Source organism: Microcoleus sp. S1D4 (assembly GCF_036700765.1).
In the GTDB taxonomy this organism is placed as follows: Bacteria; Cyanobacteriota; Cyanobacteriia; order Cyanobacteriales; family Microcoleaceae; genus Microcoleus.
This window is the reverse complement of record NZ_JAUBPP010000030.1, coordinates 1-20,736: the sequence shown is the minus strand read 5'-3', so window position 1 is coordinate 20,736 and position 20,736 is coordinate 1. Positions and strand designations below refer to the sequence as shown.

General features: G+C 48.7%; 13 protein-coding genes. 5 read left to right on the top strand and 8 right to left on the bottom strand.

From position 1 onward, the window contains the following. Positions 1–272 precede the first annotated feature (272 nt). The 3 genes from ftsY to QT998_RS23875 form a co-directional block, all read right to left on the bottom strand. Positions 273–2,000: a signal recognition particle-docking protein FtsY gene (gene ftsY / locus QT998_RS23885; protein ID WP_333092630.1), complete on the bottom strand. Its 1,728-nt coding sequence runs from the start codon at positions 1,998–2,000 to the stop codon at positions 273–275. A gap of 116 nt (positions 2,001–2,116) precedes the next feature. Further along, on the bottom strand, positions 2,117–2,749 hold the full coding sequence (gene nusB, locus QT998_RS23880) for a transcription antitermination factor NusB (RefSeq protein ID WP_194010778.1): 633 nt from the start codon (positions 2,747–2,749) through the stop codon (positions 2,117–2,119). Positions 2,750–3,031: 282 nt separating this feature from the next. Then, entirely contained in the window at positions 3,032–3,757 is a 726-nt protein-coding gene (locus QT998_RS23875; protein WP_333092629.1) for a DUF502 domain-containing protein, read from the bottom strand. 370 nt (positions 3,758–4,127) lie between these two features. On the opposite strand from QT998_RS23875, the gene QT998_RS23870 reads away from it, so the two are divergent. The 3 genes from QT998_RS23870 (at position 4,128) to QT998_RS23860 (ending at position 9,573) form a co-directional block, all read left to right on the top strand. Then, positions 4,128–4,262 carry a hypothetical protein gene (locus QT998_RS23870; RefSeq protein ID WP_333092628.1) on the top strand — a complete coding sequence of 45 codons (135 nt, stop codon included), beginning with the start codon at positions 4,128–4,130 and terminating at the stop codon, positions 4,260–4,262. 292 nt (positions 4,263–4,554) lie between these two features. Then, the gene (locus QT998_RS23865; protein WP_333118136.1) at positions 4,555–6,105 is read left to right on the top strand and encodes a Vgb family protein; all 1,551 of its coding nucleotides are present in this window, start codon (positions 4,555–4,557) and stop codon (positions 6,103–6,105) included. 654 nt (positions 6,106–6,759) lie between these two features. Continuing rightward, positions 6,760–9,573, top strand: a complete 2,814-nt coding sequence (locus QT998_RS23860) for a PAS domain S-box protein (RefSeq protein WP_333118137.1) — start codon at positions 6,760–6,762, stop codon at positions 9,571–9,573. Between the two features lie 322 nt (positions 9,574–9,895). On the opposite strand, the gene dcm is transcribed toward QT998_RS23860, so the two are convergent. Then, positions 9,896–11,182, bottom strand: coding sequence for a DNA (cytosine-5-)-methyltransferase (dcm, locus tag QT998_RS23855; RefSeq protein ID WP_333118138.1), 1,287 nt, complete (start codon positions 11,180–11,182; stop codon positions 9,896–9,898). Positions 11,183–11,338: 156 nt separating this feature from the next. Further along, positions 11,339–11,914, bottom strand: coding sequence for an orotate phosphoribosyltransferase (gene pyrE / locus QT998_RS23850; RefSeq protein ID WP_333118139.1), 576 nt, complete (start codon positions 11,912–11,914; stop codon positions 11,339–11,341). A gap of 86 nt (positions 11,915–12,000) precedes the next feature. On the opposite strand from pyrE, the gene QT998_RS23845 reads away from it, so the two are divergent. Next, positions 12,001–12,528, top strand: a complete 528-nt coding sequence (locus QT998_RS23845) for a hypothetical protein (protein ID WP_333118140.1) — start codon at positions 12,001–12,003, stop codon at positions 12,526–12,528. Positions 12,529–12,581: 53 nt separating this feature from the next. On the opposite strand, the gene QT998_RS23840 is transcribed toward QT998_RS23845, so the two are convergent. Further along, positions 12,582–13,331: a pentapeptide repeat-containing protein gene (locus tag QT998_RS23840; protein WP_333118142.1), complete on the bottom strand. Its 750-nt coding sequence runs from the start codon at positions 13,329–13,331 to the stop codon at positions 12,582–12,584. Between the two features lie 20 nt (positions 13,332–13,351). Beyond that, on the bottom strand, positions 13,352–13,996 hold the full coding sequence (locus QT998_RS23835) for a hypothetical protein (protein ID WP_194010953.1): 645 nt from the start codon (positions 13,994–13,996) through the stop codon (positions 13,352–13,354). Between the two features lie 324 nt (positions 13,997–14,320). Here QT998_RS23835 and QT998_RS23830 point away from each other — a divergent pair, with 324 nt between their 5' ends. Then, on the top strand, positions 14,321–14,704 hold the full coding sequence (locus QT998_RS23830) for a WGxxGxxG family protein (RefSeq protein WP_333092621.1): 384 nt from the start codon (positions 14,321–14,323) through the stop codon (positions 14,702–14,704). Between the two features lie 628 nt (positions 14,705–15,332). On the opposite strand, the gene QT998_RS23825 is transcribed toward QT998_RS23830, so the two are convergent. Further along, positions 15,333–20,261: a PAS domain S-box protein gene (locus QT998_RS23825; RefSeq protein WP_333118144.1), complete on the bottom strand. Its 4,929-nt coding sequence runs from the start codon at positions 20,259–20,261 to the stop codon at positions 15,333–15,335. Between the last annotated feature and the right edge of the window lie 475 nt (positions 20,262–20,736).

Sequence of the window (20,736 nt, the reverse complement as noted above, 5' to 3'; positions counted from 1 at the left end):
GTGATTTTTGATCTTAAAAGGAACTTGATTGATTGAGGACCTAGAGAAGAGTCCAGTTGTACCGAAGCGTGATTGTTGAGTGTTGAGTGTTTGAACAATACCGATACAACTGGAAACGATATTGCACGCCAGCGAGCAGAAACCCGGTTTTTTTTCTTTAGTAGTTTGGTGCGATGCTAGTTTGAGCTTAAGAATTTGAGACTTTGAAGTTCTGTCCGGGCCTCCAAAAATCGGGCCCGCGGCAGATACTTCATCAATCTCAAATCTAAAATCTAAAATCTAAAATCCAGTAGGGCTTCGACAAATTCGTAACTAGAAAACGGGCGCAAATCTTCGATGCTTTCTCCTACTCCGATAAAGCGGATGGGGAGACCGAGCTGCTGCACTACTGCGAGGGCAACACCACCTTTAGCAGAACCGTCGAGTTTTGTCAATACTACTCCGCTTAATTTGGCAGATTCTGCGAATACTTCTGCCTGTCGCAAACCATTTTGACCTAATGTGGCATCCAAGACCAGTAGAGATTCTACGGTAGCGCCGGGGGCTTTTTTATCTACTATGCGACGGATTTTACTGAGTTCGTCCATGAGATTTTTTTTGTTTTGCAGGCGGCCTGCGGTGTCTACGATCAGCAGTTCTGTGTTTCTGGCGTTGGCGGCGGCGATCGCATCAAACACGACTGCTGCGGGATCGGTATTTTTGCCTGGGTTGGCAATAATTTCGACACCGCTGCGGGCCCCCCAAACTTTGACTTGTTCTACGGCGGCGGCGCGGAAGGTGTCGGCGGCGGCTATTAGGGTGTTGTAGCCGGATTTTTGGGCGATGTGGGCGAGTTTGCCGATCGTTGTAGTTTTACCCGCACCGTTGACTCCGACAATTAACCAGATGTTAAAGGTGTCTTTTTCTGGGGCAAAAGTCAGGCTGTAGGCGGGATTGCCGGCGGCGGTTTCGGCTGTCGGAGCGTCGAGAATGTCACGCAGGATGGTTTTGAGGAAGGCTAGAGCTTGTTCTGGCGGTAAAGCTTCTTGTTTGAGTCTTTCTTGCAGACGGCTGATAATGATGTCGGTGGCTGCGACTCCGACATCGGCTTGTAGGAGCAAAGTCTCAATTTCGGCTACTGCGTCTTGGTTGAGCGGGCCTTGACCGACGATCGCCTTTAGTCGATTAATTAAGCTGCGGCGGGTTCTTTCTAAGCCTTTCCGCAGTTTTTGCAGCCAACTGATTTCTTCGACGGATACTTGATCTGGCCGGCGGCCCTGACTGGCGAGGATTTCTGATGACCATAAAAAGCCTTCGTCAAAGTCGAAACCGGGAATTTCTTCGATAATTGCGGCTCTTTCGGCGGAGGCTGCAATTACTTCTGGTTCTTCAATGGCGGTTTCTTTGAGGCGTTCGATGCGATCCATGCGATCGGCTTGAGCTCTGGCCCAAAACGGCAGAGATTCGTCGGCTTGCGCCTCAGATGCGATCGACTCGGTTTCTTCTACAACTGAGGTTGCAGGTTGGGCAATTTCTATATCTGCTGTAACTTCTAATTGTGGAGCAACGGGTGCAAGGTCGATCGCCCCAGCGATTTGTGGATCTGTGTCGGCAAATCCTGCATTTTGTGCTGCATCGGTTGCTTCAACAATCGCTTCTGGTGCAACTTCTGGAACTTCTGCAACAGTTTCTGCTGGTTCAACTTCTGCAACTTCTGTCTCGGCTGCAACTTCTGCAACTTCTGTCTCGGCTGCAACTTCTGCAACTTCTGTCTCGGCTGCAACTTCTGTCTCGGCTACTTCTGTTTCAGGTTTTTGCTGTTTTTGAATATTTTTGTAAGCAGCTTTCGCCCAATTGAGATAATCTTCGGCTGCAGCGGGTGAACTTTGGTCTGTTGCTGCATCTGTTGGAGACCCGGCGGGTGCCGGTTGTGCCGACTCATCTTGGGTTGGCTGGGGAGGAGTTTCTTTTTCAGAAGATCCGCTTTCGCTGTACTGGCGACGAAACCAATTAAAAACCATAGGAAATTGGGAATATAGTTATTAGCCATTAGTCATCAGTCCTTAGTGTAGAGCGGATTGCGGATTGCCAATCACTAATGACCAATGACTGATGACAAATGACTGCAGGCTGTTGACTATTGAGTGACAACTTCTGCGTTAATTTTATCGACTACTCGGCGGAGGACTCCGTTGATGAAGCGATGTCCTTCGTCGCCGCTGTAACGTTTTGCTAGTTGGACTGCTTCGCTGACGCCGACTTGTTCGGCTAAGCCGAGATAGAGGATTTCGGCGATCGCAATTCTCATGATATCTCGATCGATCCTGGGCAACCGATCTATTTGCCAATCCACGAGGGATTCCGAGAGCAATTCATCAATTTGAGAGCGGTTGGCGCTAACTTTCGTCAGGATTTGCAAAGCATAGGTGCGGACATCTTGCTGGTTAGCAAGCTGGAGCATTTCTGGAAACTCCATTGCGGAACCGAGACGGTTGATGGCGGTTTGCGTAAGTTCCACAGCTTCGCGCACCATTACTCTAGCACTTTGTATATCGCCGGCGCGGATTTCGCTAGCAAGCAGTTTGTCACTACTCCGCTGCACTTCCGAGGCTGCTGCTTCTAGGGATTCTTGAACTTCTGCTGTCAGGGTGCGGACGGCGGCGAGGACAACATCTTCCAGTTTCTTCGCTTCTAAGAGTTCTGGATTTGACGGTAGTTGGCTGATGCCGAGGAGTGCGAGTTCGCGTGCTGTTTCGCGGGATTTTTTCATATTTTTTAGATAGAAATTGGGATAGGAATTTCGGAATTTTTGAGATTGTTAGATACTGGTTGAGACTGTAAACTTGGACTTTAGCAGAAAAATCAGCAAAAAACCCGCCCTCGGTGATGATTGTTTCTGGGCAGGTTTTGGGAAAATATTAGACGAGCAATTGCCACAGCTATTTTAATCTGAGATGTTGCACCGTGCTCAATATTAATTTTATGGGCGGGCTTTCTGGTTCTTGGTATGAACTGGGTTTCTGAGTGTTGGATTTCTCCGCTTCCGGCTGGTTCAGTCTTCTTCGACTGGGACACGCTGGTATCTAGATTCGGATATTAAAGGTTCGAGTGTTTTGCCTGGGGGGTTGTCGGCGGTGACTGAAACTGAGTTGCTGGGGTTGACGATGCCGCCGGAGATGATCAGTTTAAAGGCATCTTCGATCGACATTGACAAATTCACTAGATCGGTTTCCGGGACTATAGCGTACCATCCGGTGGTGGGGTTGGGCGTGGTGGGGATGAAAATGCCGATCGGAGTTTCGCCGGACAAATGAGACTTAATATCGTTACTGTCGATCGTACCCGTCACAAACGCCAAAGTCCAGATTCCCCGCCGGGGATACTCTATCAACACCACTCGGCGAAATTTGTCATTTGAGTTAAGAATAGTTCCCAGCAGTTGTTTGAGGGTTTTGTAAACCGAACCCGCTAGGGGAATTGCCTGCAACAGGCGTTCGCCAAAGTCTAGCAGCCACTTCCCGAAGATGTTGCGGGCCATTAAACCGATGAGTAAAATGCTCAGCAGGGGTACAGCCAGCCCTACTAAAAAATTCAGCAGATTGACCCAAATCGGGTTGAGTCCGTCAAAAGGGTTGATCTGCTTGGGAATTTTGGTAAGAAAATTGATAACCCAACTGGCGACGGTAATTGTCAGCCAGATGGTAGTAGCTAAGGGTATCACTACCAGCAGACCTGCGATCAGGTCGTTTTTTAAGTCTTGTTTGATGCGTTGGAGCACGGGTGGTCAACTCTCCTCGTAACTGGCTGCAAATAACGTGAACAAACCTGAGAGTAAAGCAACTGCACGGGCAAAGAGTGAAAGTCGGCATTTTTATTGTCTTCTATCCCACCTTGCCGCGCCCTTGGATATGGAAAGAGTTAGGAGGTGGTAACTGCGGTTGTGCTGTACTTATATTGTCAAGAATTCTTGCAAATTACTGCCTGTCTTTAATATACTACGTGACTTGGGAAACACTTTACTCCTTTGTATATTTTAAGACAATTTAGCTAGGACTTAACAAATTAGCTCTTAGAGTTGAGACCGATCCCATCGGGACGTTTCCCCTAGAAGGCTGTTGGGCTGCTTGGAGAACAGTTGAATTTTGAGGATGGGGCTGGCTAAACCAAGACAGTTGGTAATTGTACTGCGATCGCGCGCCATCCCATCGAACAATCATTTTTTTGAGAAATTGACAGAAGTGCGATCGACCAATGTAGCAGATATTACGTCAAATTATTTCTAAAATTCTAGATACTTATTAAACCATTTGACTATTGAATTACCATAATAAAAGAGATTCGTAGTGTGGAATGCGAGTCCGTTAAATTGTTACGGAATATCGATAGATCCCTAAATCCCTAAATCCCTAAATCCCTAAATCCCTCAATCCCTCAATCTAAAATCTGATTGTGATGCGTCCAGGACTGGTATAGTCAAATTCATATCCGAGCGCCAAAATCAGCTCAAAAATAAATAGTTTATGTGGCAGACAACAGAACTGTTGGAATAAAACCCTATTCAAGGAAATATTGCGGGTGTTTCAGCCGAAATACCCGACTTATTTGGCGGACATTTACATTTCTAGCGGCGACAAACCAGGAGATTCGGGAGAACCGACAGCATCTGCCGTATTGCGGTATAACGGAGTTACTGGCGAATATATTGACAGGTTTGTCGCTGACAATCCGAATACAGCAACTGATGAAACTGGCGGCCTGTCTCGCCCTTACGGTTTAGCTTTTGGCCCTGACGGAAATTTTTATGTCAGTAGTTTTTTGACTGACCAAATTGTCCGATATAACGGCAAAACTGGACAGTTCATTGATGTATTTGCTGCGGGAAACCAGCAAGCAGGAGGATTGAACGGGCCGAACAATTTACTGTTTGCTCCTGACGGCTATTTGTACGTGACAACGCAGGGGAGTGTTGCTCGTAAGGGTCAAGCCGATTTTAGCGCAAATTTACCCAGTCAGGTGCTGCGTTACAACCCGGAAACCAGGCAGTCAAGTATCTTTGCTTCGCCCGAACCTTCGCCTCGGAGTCAGGGATTTGTGAGTCTTTTGGGAATGGCTATCGGGCCTGATGATGGCGACCTTTATGTGAGCGATTTTGCTAACGATATCAGGCGCTACAATTTAACCAGTGGGGAATTAATTAAGGTTTTACCTACGAATTATACTGATACTTCGCCCAGTAGCAATTATGTAGGTGGTTTGGCATTTTCGCCGATGGGCAATTTGTTTGCTGTGGGCTTTGACAACCGCGCCAGCGCTAACGGTGCGGGTGCTGTTTTACGCTACAGTGGCAAGACTGACGAACCGCTGCCAATATCGAGCAATACTTTGTTGAGTAACAATTCTATTTTTGTTCCTCCCGACAGCAAGTTAGAGCGTCCAGTGGGAATTGCTTTCTTTCCATCGGATGCTCAATTAGGTCAAAAGTGGAATTTTTCACTAGCAAATTACCCAATCGAACATCAAGGGTTAAACAACCTGAATATTGATCTAAATTACAAGTACAAAGATGGGATTCGAGATTATCAATATCCTAATTTTGTGCCGATTTATCAGAGCATTGACAATTTTTTAGTTAATTACCCAAACGAAACTGATTTTTGGGAGATAGTCCACAAAAACCTGACGGAAAAAGTGCTGGCAGAAAATCCGACAATTACGTCTGTGACGGTTAATTTGGATGTTTTGCCGACGGAAAAATTGCCTTATGAGCGCAGCAGCACTGTGACTCGCACAGCCGATGGTAAATTAGGAGAAGGCTGGGATTTCAAAATTCCTGATTATGCGATCGAACATCAGGGTTTGAATAATCTAAATATTGATGTCAAGTATCAGTATAAACCAGGAATTACCCAGGGTGAATATCCTGATTTTGTGCCGATTTACCAAGCCATTGACAATTTCTTGAGTGCTTATCCAAACGCAACGGATTTCTGGGAAATTGTGAATAAGAATTTGACGCAAAAGGTGCTGGCAGAAAATCCGGCTTTGAATTCAGTGGAAATTAATCTGGAGGTTTTGCCTACTAACCGATTGCCTTACGATCGAGCTAGTATTGTGTCGATCGCCTAACCTGTAAAAGTCGCTTTCCTATCAGGGTTGAATGAGCCTTGAAGGAGCGGTTTCTAAGAGCGATCGCGCATGATATGATTTGTGCCATAGATCTGTACGAGTTCGCGATCGCATTAAGACCACAGAAATCGGGTTTTTATGGCGATTCAAGGTCTATAGCGGTTCTCAAAAAGTGAGGTATGCCCGGTTTAGCCGGTTTGCCCTATGCCCTATGCCGGATAGTATCTCATACCAGAGCACAGAAAGGCTATAGATGCAGTATTTTCGTCCATCAAACTCGGTTTCTGGGCAAATAGTGCGTCCCAAGACTATACTTAGAAATGAAAATTTAATAACTTAAACATCTCCTGCAGTCCTATCCTATAAGTGCCGAGCTAAAAGGAGGCTCTTCCTCCGCACCTGCGTTACCAGGCAAAGGAGGCAGAGGCTCCGCACCTGCATTACCAGGCTCTTCCTGGTAACGAGCAAAAAAGAGTGCGTCCAGGACTATTGTGGAGAAATCGGGATCAACTAACCAACAGGGGCAGAGGTTCAACTAGAAAGCAGAGCAATTTTTTATCTTTTTTTTAGAGCGACCATCGAAATTGAGTGAATAATGGAAGTATTCAAAGAATTTTGATTCAAACTTTAAGTAAAAGATATTAAGGAATTGTTGTGAAAACGCTAAATATCCTCTTAATAGAAGACAGTGCCCTAGATGCCGAACTGATTGAGGCTTATCTAGTTGAAGGCGGTCTCAAGTTTTCTCTGCGGTGCGTAGACACTAGGGAAGACTTTGCTGCGGCACTAGACAAACAATGTTTTGATATTATTTTGGCAGATTATATGCTGCCCGGTTTTAACGGATTAGGGGCGCTCTCAATGGCGAACGCTACTTGTCCCGAAGTGCCGTTTATTTTTGTGTCTGCTACCTTGGGCGAGGAAGTCGCGATCGAAACTTTGAAAAGCGGCGCTACAGATTACGTTCTTAAACGCAGTTTGACGCGCTTGGTGCCGTCGATCGATCGCGCGATGCGAGAAGTGAAAGAGCGGCTCGATCGCAAAGCAGCTCAAGCGCAGCGGATCGAGAGCGAAGCGAGATTTCGGATGATGGCAGATACTGCGCCGGTGATGATTTGGATGTTGGACTCTGACAACCTTGGCGATTATTTTAACAAAGTTTGGTTGGATTTTACCGGGAAAACTTTGGCGGAAGAAATGGGCAGCGGTTGGATGGAAAGCTTGCACCCCGATGACTTGCCAAAATGTCGGGATCTTTGCAACAGAGCCTTCGATGCCCGCCGCGAGTACCGTATCGAATGTCGCATGAGGCGCTATGACGGGGAATACCGCTGGGTTTTGGGTACGGGCGTACCCCGGTACAGACTCGATCGCACTTTTGCAGGTTACATCGGTTCTTGCATCGATATTAGCGATCGCAAATTAGCAGAACAAGAACGCACTGCCGCTTTGAAAAACGAACAAGCAGCTCGCAAAGAAGCAGAAGAAACAGCTCATGTCCTGCTATCGGCAAACGCTCGAATTACTAACATTCTCGAAAGCATTACCGATGCTTTTGTCGCCTTCGATTTAAATTGGAATTACACTTATATCAACCACAAAGCTCTCAAACTTTTAGGCAAATCACAAGCCGAACTCCTCGGTAAAAATCTTCTGGATTTATTTCCCAATGCTGTGGAATTACCATTTTACAAAATGGCAGCCAAAGCATTAGCAGACCAGGTAACAGTAGAGTATGAAGAATTCGTGCCTTTATTGAATAAGTGGTTGAAAATGCGTTGTTATCCTTCCGATTCTGGTTTGTCGGCTTACATCGAAGACGTGAGCGATCGCAAGCAAGCAGAATCTGCACTCAAAGCTAGCGAAGAAAAGCTGAGAATGTTGGCAGAATCTAACTTGATCGGAATTGTCTTCGGCGATCTTGACGATGGCATCAGCGAGGCTAACGACGAATTTTTGCGGATAGTGGGCTACGAACGGGAACAGTTGGAGTGCGGGGAACTCCGCCGCTGTAAAGACCTTACACCGCCGGAACACCTGCCGCTGGACGATCGCAGCATTGCAGAGGCAAAAACAAATGGCGTTTGCACTCCCTACGAAAAGGAATACATTCGGCCCGATGGTAGCAGGATTTCTGTGTTGTTGGGATATATTTTGTTGGGGGAAAAGCGACAAGAATTTGTGGCTTTTGTTCTCGATTTGACGGATCGCAAGGAGTTAGAAAAAGCACTGCACGATCGAGCCGAGGAATTGGGGCGAGCCAACCGGATGAAAGACGAGTTTCTGGGAACTTTGTCCCACGAATTGCGGACACCGCTGAATGCGATGCTGGGATGGACGCAACTGTTGCAAAACCGCAAGTTTGACGAAAAAACGACGGTTCGGGCTCTCTCAACGATCGACCGCAATACGCGATCGCTCTCAACTCTGATCGAAGATTTGTTGGACGTGTCGGAGATTATTACCGGCAAACTGTTCCTGAATTTGCGGTGGATGGATTTGATTTCGACTGTTGAGGCTGCGATCGAAGCTCTCGCCCCCGCTTGGAGGGCAAAAAATATTCAACTCGTGACGGATTTCGACGAAACAGCGGGGCGGATTTTTGGCGATTCCGGCCGCTTGCAGCAGGTGGCGTGGAATTTGCTGTCAAATGCGATTAAGTTTACTCCTGACGGCGGACAGGTAACGGTGGCGCTGCACAAAGTGGAGATCGCTGGTGGACAAGCGCAATTAACTGCGAGTAAAAATGTGTCCCATCCTAGCGTCGAAATTGAGGTCAGCGACACGGGAGAAGGGATTGCGAGGGAGTTTTTGCCCCATGTTTTCGATCGGTTCAGCCAAGCTGACAGCTCTACAGCGCGACCTTACAACGGATTGGGTTTGGGTTTGGCTTTGGTGCGCCATTTTGTAGAAATGCACGGGGGAACAGTGGAAGCCGAATCGGCCGGTGCGGGACAAGGAGCGAGGTTTTTGGTGAGATTGCCAATTAAACAGTCTCATAGCGAGGGCGGAGTTTCTGTGGTAGGGCTTGGGGAGTTGGCGGTTGGAGAAACCCCGGCGCGATCGCACCCGATGGAGTCTTTTGTGAGCAGTAACCTTTCGGGAGTACGAGTTTTGGCGATCGATCGCGACCGGGATTCCTTGGATTTTGCCCGTACAGTGCTCGAAGATTGCGGAGCCTTGGTGGAGACCGCGACCTCGGTAATGGAAGCCTTGGAGGTGATTTATTGCATGAATCCCGATGTTTTGGCGATCGAACTCGGAATGCAGGGGGAAGATGGAGAGACTCTGCTGCGGCAAGTGCGATCGCGATCGGGGAACAAGGAAATTCCAGCGGTGGCGCTGACGGCGACAGGTAGGGTAGAGGAACGGGTGCGGGCGCTGCGGCAGGGTTTTCAACTTCACCTGTCCAAGCCGATCGATCCTGCAGAATTAGTGGCGGTGGTAGCAAGTTTGGCTGGGCGATGACGAATTGTCGAGCGCGCCAGTCGATTTGAGATTTTTCTCGTTACCAGGAACAACCTCTCTTTACCGCTGGGTTTCGGGAGAGAGGAGTGTGAATAATATCGGAAACAATATCAAATCATGTGCGAGCGGAATAGTAAATTCACTGTTGACTGTTGACTGTTGACTGTTAACACTTAACATCATGAGGAGTGCAACCGGAATTTATATCAAATCATGTGCGTGCGATCGGCATAACAAAAAAGGTTCGTAGTGCGGAATTGCATATGCTTTTCCCAAAAAAATCGTACTGCCCACTCAATATAATTCGCCTATCCTTGGTGATTCAAAAAACACTAACTTTGTGTTTTATAGAAGACAAAACATTTTGCATAACCTCTTTCGCCACAGCCTTGACCACATTAATACTCACACTATTGCCTAATTGATAGTAAGCCTTATCATCCTTGGGATGCAGCACAAAACCATCGGAAAAACCTTGTAACCGCGCCGCCTCGCGGGGAGTAATTCGGCGGACTCTGTGATTGTGATAAACACCTAATTTATTAGCATCGCTGGCAACAAGCGTTACAGAAATCTTCTGCGGATCGAGAAATTTATACACTTCAAAAGAAAAATTACCCGACACAGGCTTGTACAAATCATTTTTCCGCTGTAGGTACTTCTTAGCAACCAGCAAATCCAGAATTTCATCAAGATTGGGATGAGGAAAAAAAGTAGCGATTTGCTCTTTACTTAAAAGTTTACCATCTTGGTGACAGCCAAATTTTTTATTTCGCCTTTTTAATATAAAAAGATTCATCAACTCAATTTCATCTAAACTGCATTTTCCTCGCAAACCAAGTTCCCAAGAATGAATCGAATTGCCGCCGCGATAGTCAATTAACCGCATTCCGTGCAAGCGATTTAAATCATTGTTAACAATTTGTTTTAATGCCTTGACAAAATCTGGCGAACAATCATATTTTGGGCCTGGATTGTCTTCCAAAATATCTGCCACTGTGACAAGTTTACTTAACGGGGAAAATAACGATAGCTGTTGGTGGTTACAGGAATGGGAATCTTTTGGCCCTAAGTCGGAAACTAAGTCAAATTGGGGCGAAGCATTTAAAATTCCGACTAGGTAAACTCGGACGCGGTTCTGAGGTAAGCTAAAGTTAGAACTGTTGAGCAAAAAGCAATCGAAGCTGTAACCTCTAGTGGTAATTTCGTGTTTAATTGTTTCGAGGGTTCTGCCGCCGTCGTGGCTGACAAGTCCTCGCACGTTCTCGAAAATAAATGCTTGAGGTTTAGCGGTATCAATCAGCCTCATTATTTCAAAAAATAAGGTTCCTCTGGTATCGCCAAAACCTGCTTTTTTGCCAGCAGCGGAGAAAGACTGACAGGGGAATCCTGCTAGTAAAATATCGTGTTTTGGTAGTCTGTCAATTAGTCGGATATCGCCTAAAGGTGTGTCGGCAAAGTTTTTGCGGTAAACTAATTGAGCGTCGGGATTAATTTCGCTGCTTAAGAGGCATTCTGTTTTTAGATTCAAGGAATCAGCGGCTGACTCGAAACCTAATCTCATGCCGCCTATTCCTGAGAATAGGTCGATAAAATGGATGGTTTTCATAGCATAAAAATTGCTGTTTGAGATGGATATCTTGCAGCATTTTTAACAGGATTGAAACCCTCTTTCATACGAGGCACAGCCAAAGCATCTTCGTTACCAGGTTCTACCTGGTAACGAGAAACGAGAAATTTTGGGGTAAAATTTAGATGCGCCAGCTTATTTCTTGGTACTAATCCATTCCTTGAGATCGGCGATCGTAAAAACGGCCTGAAAATCCAATCCCTGCTCGCGATATAATTGAGCTCCACCTTGCTCTCGATCGATCAGCGACAACACGCGATCGACTTTATAACCTGCACCCCGCAGCCGTTCCACCGCCTGCATCGCCGACTTGCCCGTCGTCACCACATCCTCCAAAACCGCCACATTAGTCCCAGCGGGCAACAGCGGCCCCTCAATATAGGCCATTGTCCCGTGTCCCTTCGTCTCTTTGCGGACAATTAGCGCCGGAATTGATCGACCTTCCAGAGCCGAAACCACACTTACCGCAGTTACAATCGGGTCAGCACCCAAGGTCAAACCGCCCACAGCCTGCACCTGAGCCGGCAGCATAGAGAGGAGTAAGCGCCCCGTAGCCAAAGCACCTTCAGCGTGCAGCGTCACCGGTTTGCAGTTGATATAATAAGAACTTTGCTGCCCCGAAGACAACACAAAATCCCCTTCGCGGTACGCAAACTCGCACAACAAATCCAAAAGTCGATCGCGCAGCACCTTTAAATCCCCAGCATCCATAACTTACACCGTGTACAAAACACAAATAATCCGCCGATAATCAGTTTATATTGGAACCGTAATTAATCTAAAAGCCGAAGAAATATATGAGTCAAAAATTAAAAACTCTGAGCCGCGCCTTAATTCTCGCTGTCGCCTCTGCCACACTCGCATCCGTCAAAGGAGCTCAAGCAGAACCAGCCCGATTTAGCCCGATTAGCGACGACTTCAACCGACAATTCTTTGAAGCTTCAGGAGACTTTTACCACAACGTCAGCTTGCAAGGCTACATGGGCGACTATTTAGGCATCGGTGCCCCCAGCGGCGTAGTTGCCTTTCCCGAAAAAGAAATCGAGCGCGATGCCAGCCGCATCAACGGCTTTTACCGACGAGTAATGCAGCGGCAAGTTTCCAGCGATCCGATTTTGCGCGTCCCAGATGCCGTCAATCCCTTCGATTCCTCAGTCATGGCGCTGCCTCCGGCTTGCCAGCTATCACCTCAACCGAGCGGCTGTTTCGCCACTCCCGCCGGACTCCAAGACCAATTTTTACCGAGAGAGCAGCAGCAAGATTCACAGACAGCCCCAGGCCCCGTTAGAGGACTTTATCAAGTATCACCAGTTCGAGGAAATTAATTGCCGGTGAGACCATTGGTTCGCAGTCAGGACGAAGAGTCCTCGCTGCGAACCTATGTTGAAACAATGCTGCCGTCAGGCATAATTGTTTTTTTCAAATAAGCTTTGTCCAGATTAGCTCCCGCCAAGTTCGCCCCTCTGAGATTGGCCCCGGTCAAATTCGCTCCCCTCAAATCAGCTTTGCCGAGGTTAGCCCACCGCAAATCGGCACCGCTCAACAAAGCAAAACTGAGATTTGCCCTAAAAAAATAAGCTGCAGTAAAGTGAGCTTCCCCGAGGTTAGCTTTAGATAAATTAGCTGCGTAAAAATGTGCTTCAATCAATTCGGCTTGATTGAGATTAGCTTGACTGAGATTAGCATTATTGAGGTTTGCGCCGATCGCATTAACTCGAAACATCACCGCACCGATTAAATTCGCATCTCCCAAATCAGTTTGTTGGAGATTAGCAGCGCTGAGATCCGCCCCAATGAGATTGGCACCGCTCAAATCGGCTCCCATGAAGTCAGCATTTCGGAGATTTGCTCCAGTTAAATTGGCTTTAATCAAATTAGTTTCGAGCAGTTGCGATCCCGCAAGATTTGCTAAACTGAGGTTAGATTCGGCAAAGTTTGCGGCAATTAATTTAGCATTAAATAAATCTATTTTAAAAAGGTTTGACCGCCCGAGTTGCGCGCCTCTGAGATTGGCTTGGGCGAAGTTAGCCTCGCTGAGATCGGGTTCTATATTTGGGTTGAGATTTCTCCATTCAATCCAACTAACTGCACCTTTTTTCAGGAGCGCTAAATGCTGTGGGTTTGCCATAATTGCATCTCCTTTAATGGCTATTCCTTGCGACCGGTAATTGCTGGATTTTCCCGACCAGATATGCTTTCCACCGCTGCAATTGCTGCCTGGGAACCTGCTAAAATATCTTGTTCTGAGCCACCGAGGTAAAGTCGCCCGAAACTGCCGACAGCCTGAACCTCTAAAATATTAATCGATGCGCCTTTTTCTGCTTCATTGGCCGCCAGCGCTGCATAGGCTGCCGGTTCTACTTCTAAGACATAAAGCGTTTGTCCCGCCAGCAGCAACTGTCCGCGGCGGGTGCGGTTGATTAATTGTGTTTGGTGCGCGTCAATGTTGCGAATAATTTGGCTAGAAATTACTCGCGGTTTAATAGATTCTTCTCTGCGGACTCCGATGAATTCTAGAATTGCTTTCCCTGCGGCCCGCGTTTCTCCCTGCTGGCCAGAGTGTACTTCCAGCAGGCCGTACAAGCGCTCGACTATCTGCACTCCGGGGCGCACGGAGGCGGATTTGAGGGCGACATCGGTAATTCGGTTAATTTCGATACCGGGTGAGATTTCTATCCACAGCGACGCATCCCCAGGAAGCGGCAAGAATCCAGCGGCGATTGTGCCGATGTATGCTGCGTGCTGCGGCTGCAAGTTGTCTAGAAATACGTAGCTGCGTAGCTCTATTCCCAAAAGTTTTGATCTCCGTCGATCGAGTTCCAACTGTTGTCTGTGCAAGATCTGAGTGTACCTTTTTTTGTCAACAACACATGATTAAGTTGTCCCAAGTCCAGGAGTGCCGAAACTGGCGAGGGAGGTGCGAGGCCGGGGATTTCTAGTGTCGGAGTGCCTGCGCGAGCTATGTTTAATTTCGTGCGCCTGCTAAAAATTGGATATAAATCTATAGTGATAGCTGGAATTTAGGAATGTTTACTGCTAGAGGTGGATGTAGCTGCAATAGCCGATCGATATATTGGTGATAGTTAAAGATTTTTCTAAGCAGAGAGCATTTGAATTATGAAGCGTTCTAATTTATCCAAGGCAATTGGTGCAGGTATTATAGCTGCTGGTTTAGCCATTGTGCCAACTCATCTGCCTGCTTCGGCTCAGACAGATCCAGCTCCCGGTACTAACAGCAGAACCACCACAACTACTACTATTCCGAGCACCGATGCTCAGACAGCTCCAGATCCCACGACTAACAGCACCACCACTACCACTACCGTTCCTCGCTCCGATGTTTACAATGCTGATGCCGATCGCGGTTTTGATTGGGGATGGTTGGGCTTGCTAGGCTTGACTGGTTTGTTCGGTTTAATTCCCCGCAAACGCGAAGAAACTGTCCGCTATACAACTACAACGGGCGATCGCGATCCAGCCGTGCGTACCGACTACCGTTAATGCTCCCGTGGACTTGCAGCAGACAATCATGCAGGAATAGGATATTTAATATCAATTCCGCTTGCACTCCTGGTGATGTTGACTGTTGACTGTTGACTGTTGACTGTTAACAGTTAACAGTTGTTATTGGTTATTGGTTATTGGTTATTTGTTGGTTGCAATGCCCGATGCTTTTAGGCCCTATGCCCGATGCTTTTAGGCCCGATGCTTTTAGGCCCGATGCTTTTAGGCCCGATGCCCTATGCCCTATCCCGGATAGTACCTCCTATGAGAGAACAGAAAGGCTTATAACTTGTCGGACTAGCATCAACAATTATCAAAAAACCTCGCAAATGGAGGTTTTTTTGTTTGAGATAATGCGCGATCGAACAACCGTCGCAGCCTCAAAATCATCGTCGGTAGAACCCGACTTGAGACGATTAACCTCAATTCCGGTTGCACTCCTCATGATGTTAACAGTCAACAGTTAACAGTCAACAGTTAACAGTTAACAGTTAATTTACTATTCCGATGAAGAGAGGATTTGATATAACTTCTGCCTTTCTTCATCCCTTCTTCCTTAGCGCCCTTCGCGTCTTCGCGGTTCGTCAAACAAAGACCTTTCACCCACAAAAAGACCTTAAAAAAATCAACCAGAACGATCGAGCAAATCCAACATCGTCTGCAGCAACTTGTCAGGATCTAAAGGCTTAGAAAGATGCCGCTGGAAACCCGCAGCCAGCGCTTGCCGGTAGTCAATTTCTCCAGCATAAGCCGTGAGGGCGATCGCCGGCACAAGTCCGCCTTGCTCTGCAGGCAGAGCCCGAACCTGTCGCAGCAACATATAACCGTCAGTGTCGGGCATTCCAATATCGCTCAACAGCAGATCCGGCAAAGACACAATTAAAGCAGCCAAGGCATCGGTAGCGTTAGAAACTGCCGTCACGCTTGCGCCGCAATCCTCCAACAGAAAAACCACCAAATCTCGCGCATCAGCATCATCATCCACCGCTAACACCCGGATACCGCTCAAATTGAAGGACTTCTCCGGCGGCGCACTTGCAGCAGGAATTATCGGAGGTTGCACGGGCATCAGGGGGATTTTGACTGTAAAAGTCGCGCCTTTTGCTTCGCCTGCACTGTCGGATGTCACTGTGCCGCCGTGGAGCTCGACGAGATGGCGGACGATCGCCAATCCTAAACCCAATCCGCCAAACTTGCGCGTGTACGTGCTGTCAGCTTGCCGGAAATAGTCGAACACGTAGGGCAGAAAATCAGGTTCTATACCTTTGCCCGTATCAGTTACACTAATTTGAGCGTCAGTGTCAACCCGATCGAGAGCAATGTCGATTTTGCCTCCCGCCGGGGTGAACTTAACAGCATTTGACAGCAAATTCCACACAACCTGCTGAAGTCGGCCCCCATCACCCAAAACCCTGCCGACATTCGGTGCAAATTGAGCCTTGATTTGAATCGATTTGACTTGGGCCGACAAACGTACAGTTTCCATAGCGCTGTCGATCGCCTCAGCTAAATCCACAGGTACAATATTCAAACTGACTTTGCCTTGCAGAATCCGCGACACATCGAGCAAATCTTCGATTAGCTGAGTTTGTAGTTTGGCGTTGCGCTCGATCGTTTCTAGGGCGTAGCGCTGCTTTTCCGGTGTCAGCACGTTCGATTGCAACAGCTTTGCCCAGCCCATAATCGGGTTTAAGGGAGTCCGCAATTCGTGGGACAAAACAGCCAAAAATTCGTCTTTGAGGCGGTTAGCCTGTTCTGCTTCTTCTCGGGCGGCCTTTTCCCGGCCTAGCAGGCGTTCCCGTTCCGCTTCTGCATTGAGGCGATCGGTAATGTCGGTGTTGGTACCGCACCAGCGCAGCAAATTGCCTTTCTCGTCGTGAAGCGGCACGGCGCGGGAGAGAAACCAGCGGTAAGATCCGTCTTTACCGCGAATCGGGAAAGTATCTTCCCAGAGTTCGCCTTTTTCAATGCAGCGCCTAAATTTTGCGACAACCCGATCGACGTGTTCCGGGTGGTGCACCTGCTGCCAGCCCCAGCCTTGCATTTGCTCTAGGGTTGTCCCCGTGTAGTCAAACCAGCGCTGGTTGTACCAGAAAATCCATCCTGTGGCATCTGTCATCCAAGCCAACTGGGCGATGTTGTCAGCTAGGGCGCGGAACCGATCCTCGCTTTCGTGCAAGTCCTGCAAGGCTCGCGCGTGCAGGATCGTCGTCCAGAGGCGAGCCACCACTTCTTGCACCAGCGAAACTTCATCAATCTGCCAGTTCCGCACTGCCTGTGATGTCACCACCAAAACAGCCACCCAGCGCCCTCCCTGAAGGCAGGGAACATCGACTAAAGCGCGAATGCCAAGACCACCGTAATTATCGACCAAAGAGGCTGTATCCGGGTAATTAGCGATATCTGAGATGACAAGTGGTTGATTTGCCATACAGAGATTTGTCAATTCTGGCGTCTTAAAGTCTGAGATTGGATAGGTGCCGGCGATACTCGCTAAGCCCGGCCGGTGCCAGTCTCGATCGACAATTGCCAGTCCCGATGCAGTATCGATTTCGTGCCAGATGCAGCGATCGACCTGTAGATATTCTCCCAGACTGCTCGTAGCTTCCCACAACATTTCTGCGGGGTTGGAGTGCTGCCGCAAGCGGAGTTCGAGGCCCGAGAGAAACTGTTCGTTGAGTTGGGCTGTTTTGCGATCGTGAATGTCGGTATTCGTGCCTATCCACTCGACAATCTGGTCGAGGCCGTCGCGAATTGGCACGGCGCGGGACAAATGCCAGCGTTCCATTTGGTCGGAGGCCCGCCGCAGGCGGAACTCAACTTGATAAAATTCTCCGGTAATTTGACACTCTTGCCAGCGGGCAAAACATTCTGCCAAATCCGACGGCGGCACCAAAGACTCCCAATTGTTTTGAGTGGCTTCCTCGTAGGACATTCCCAGATATTCCGACCATTTTTGATTGGCAAAGCGAAGTTTTCCGGCGGTGTCTACATTCCAAATCAGGTGGGGCAGCGATTCAGCCAGGAAGCGGAAGCGGCGATCGCTTTCTGCTAAGCTTTCTTCGGCTTGTTTGCGATCGTCAATATCAATGCCGATTCCGACCCATTGCAGCACTTTTCCCCGGCTGTCTTTGACGGGGACAAGTCGCGCCAAATGCCAGCGGTAGCTGCCGTCAAACCTGCGTACCCGACATTCAAATTCGTAGGATTCCCCTGCTTGAATCGCCTGAGTGCGGGTGGCGACAACTGCGGGCAAATCCTCATGATGAAATAATTCCAGCACAGGCACTGTCAGAGGCAATTCTGGAATCATGCCCGTGTAGTTTTGCCAGTGCTGGTTGCAAAAATCTAACCTGCCGTCGGCGGTGTTGATCCACATTAACTGCGGCACGGCATCGGCTAGAGTGCGGTAGCGATTTTCGCTTTGCCGCAGTGCTTCTTCTATTTGCCGGCGCTCGGTTTTGTCCTGCATGATTTTCAGGAAACCTTGCACCTCGCCTCCTGCGTCCCGCAGGGGCATCACCAGCCCGCTGCCCCAAAAACGGCTGCCGTCTTTGCACAGGTGCCAGCGCTCGTTTTCTCCTTTTCCTTCAGTCAGCGCTAGGTGCATTTCTAATTCCGGCTTTCTGGCTGCTGAGTCTTCTGGGGTGAAGATGATTCGTCCGTGCCGGCCGACGATTTCTGCTTCGGAATAGCCCAGCAATCTCTCTGCGCCTGCGTTCCAACTGGTAAGGTGTCCGCCGGTGTCGAGGGTGAAGATGGCGTAGTCTTTGGCGCTGTCGAGTATCAACTGCAGGCGGGTTTCGCGATCGCGCAGGGCTGTTTCTGCTTGTTTGCGCTTGGTGATGTCGCTGGTGAAGCCGACTACTTTGGTCACTTCGCCTTGCTGGTTGCGAATCGCGGTGCCGCGCTGCCAAACATCGATCCAGCGGCCGTCTTCGTGCCGGACTCGGTACTCGCTTTCGTAGCGTTCGAGAGTCAAAATTGCTTCCGTCTCGGCCTCGATGCGGGCCAAATCGAGGGGATGGATGCGTTCTCTCCACCACTCTCGTGTTGCCGGTGCATCCTCGGGGCGGACACCGATGAGGGAGTACAGTCCTTCGGAACGGTAAACGCTGTTGGATGCCAGATCCCACTCAAACACCATGCCGTCGATCGCGCTTGTAGCTAGTTGGAAGCGGTTGTGGCTTTCTTGCAAATCGAGTTCGGCTTTTTTGCGATCGGTAACATCCAATACTACTCCGACAAACCGCACTGCGGAGCCTGCTGCGTTGTAAAAATAGCGCCCGGACACGCTCAACCAGCGGATTTCTTTGGTGTCGGCGCGGATGATGCGGTATTCGATCGAGTATAGCGCGCGGGTTTTCCGAGCTGTTTTGACTGCTTGCATGACTTGCTTTAAGTCGTCTGGATGCACGCAGTTTTTCCACATTCCGAGCGTTGTTTCGCCGCTCAATGTCGGTTCTCCGCCGAAAATCCTGAAATGGTTGGCCGACCAAATTACTCGATTTGCTACCAAGTCTTGATCCCAGGTTGCCATGCCGGAGCCTTCGATGGCGACGCTCAAACGTTCTTCGCTTTGTTGGAAGGCTGTTTCTGTTTGTTTGCGATCGTTGATATCTGTCAGGGAACCCACGGCCCGCACGGGATTGCCCGACTCGTCCCAAACTGCTCGCCCTCTGACTAAAATCCATTTGTAGCGCCCGTCGGGACAGAGGATGCGGTATTCTCCGCAGTAATGGGAGGTTTTGGAGTGCAAATGTTCCTGCCACTTGCTTTGAATTCTCTCCAAGTCGTCGGGATGAATGTAGCTCACGTATTGGGCTAGATCCTTGACTTCTTCGGGCCGGCGTTCCAAAATCTGTAAACAGCGATCGCTCGCTACATGACAATTTGTTTGTAAATCCTGTTCCCAAATGCCGTCGTTGTTGCTCTGCAATGCAAGCTGCCAGCGTTCTTCGCTTTCTCGCCAAGCTTCTTTGGTGCGATCGGCGCGATCGACTTTTAGGGCGGCAACGGCAAAGTCTGATAGCATCAGCCCGATCCGCAGGTCTTCGGTATCGAACTGGCCGCCATCGTGGGAGACAATCCAGATTGCTCCCAGCGGTTGATTTTCTACTAGCAGCGGCAGGACTAAGGCTTCGGCGATCGGCAGCGGGCGCGGCAGCAAGTCCTGCAAGTATTGTTCTGGATGCAGGTAAAGCTGGGGAGTTTGGAAGTCTAGATTGGCTCCGACTTCATTGAGCGTCCGAGGCTTGTTTGGTTGTTCTGCGGCTTCCCACGCGCCCGCTAAAGCTTCCCAATAAAAAGTTTGTTCTGATGTGGCATTTTCTGTTAGCAAGCAGACTCCGGCACTATCTGCGCGACACAACTCTCGCGCGATGGCCGCGAGTGTTTGGAGCATGGTGCGGGGGGAGGTTGCCAGTTGTTGGGCAAGGGTTTGCAGCGCCCGATTTTCTGCGTGCAAATCGGGCGATCGAGGGGTGCGGCGCGACAGAAGCTTTGCGATCGAAATGTCGGTTAAATTAGTTTGTGGGGTTTGCCAAGTTTCCATCTATCTAGTCGTTTTGATGTCTTTCTGTTCCTGCGGGCGGTCGGATATCAGAGCGCACTTAAATTATCTGCTACATTTTATTATCTACCGACAGACATAATCTGTTATCTGTCTTGGGAACTATGTTTAATTTTTCAGGCTAGTTTATAGCCTTGGTTGCCTCTGCTCTTGTTGCGGCCTTATGCACAATTTTATTCCCGAATCGCGCTTTTTCCCCTATCTGACTCGATCGCGTAATTCAGTCAGTCCCGGACAAGGAAAATACAGTGATATAGCGGTTCTGTGTAACATGAGGTAAGCACGAGCGATCGGTAATCGGTAATTAAGAGAGAGGGTTAGCTACCAGCTAGGAGATTTAAACTTTTGGGCTTCGCTTCGCCTGCGCGGCCCTGCGCGGGCCAATTCCCAATTCCCAATTCCCAATTCCCAATTCCCAATTCCCAATTCCCAATTCCCAATTCCCAATTCCCAATTC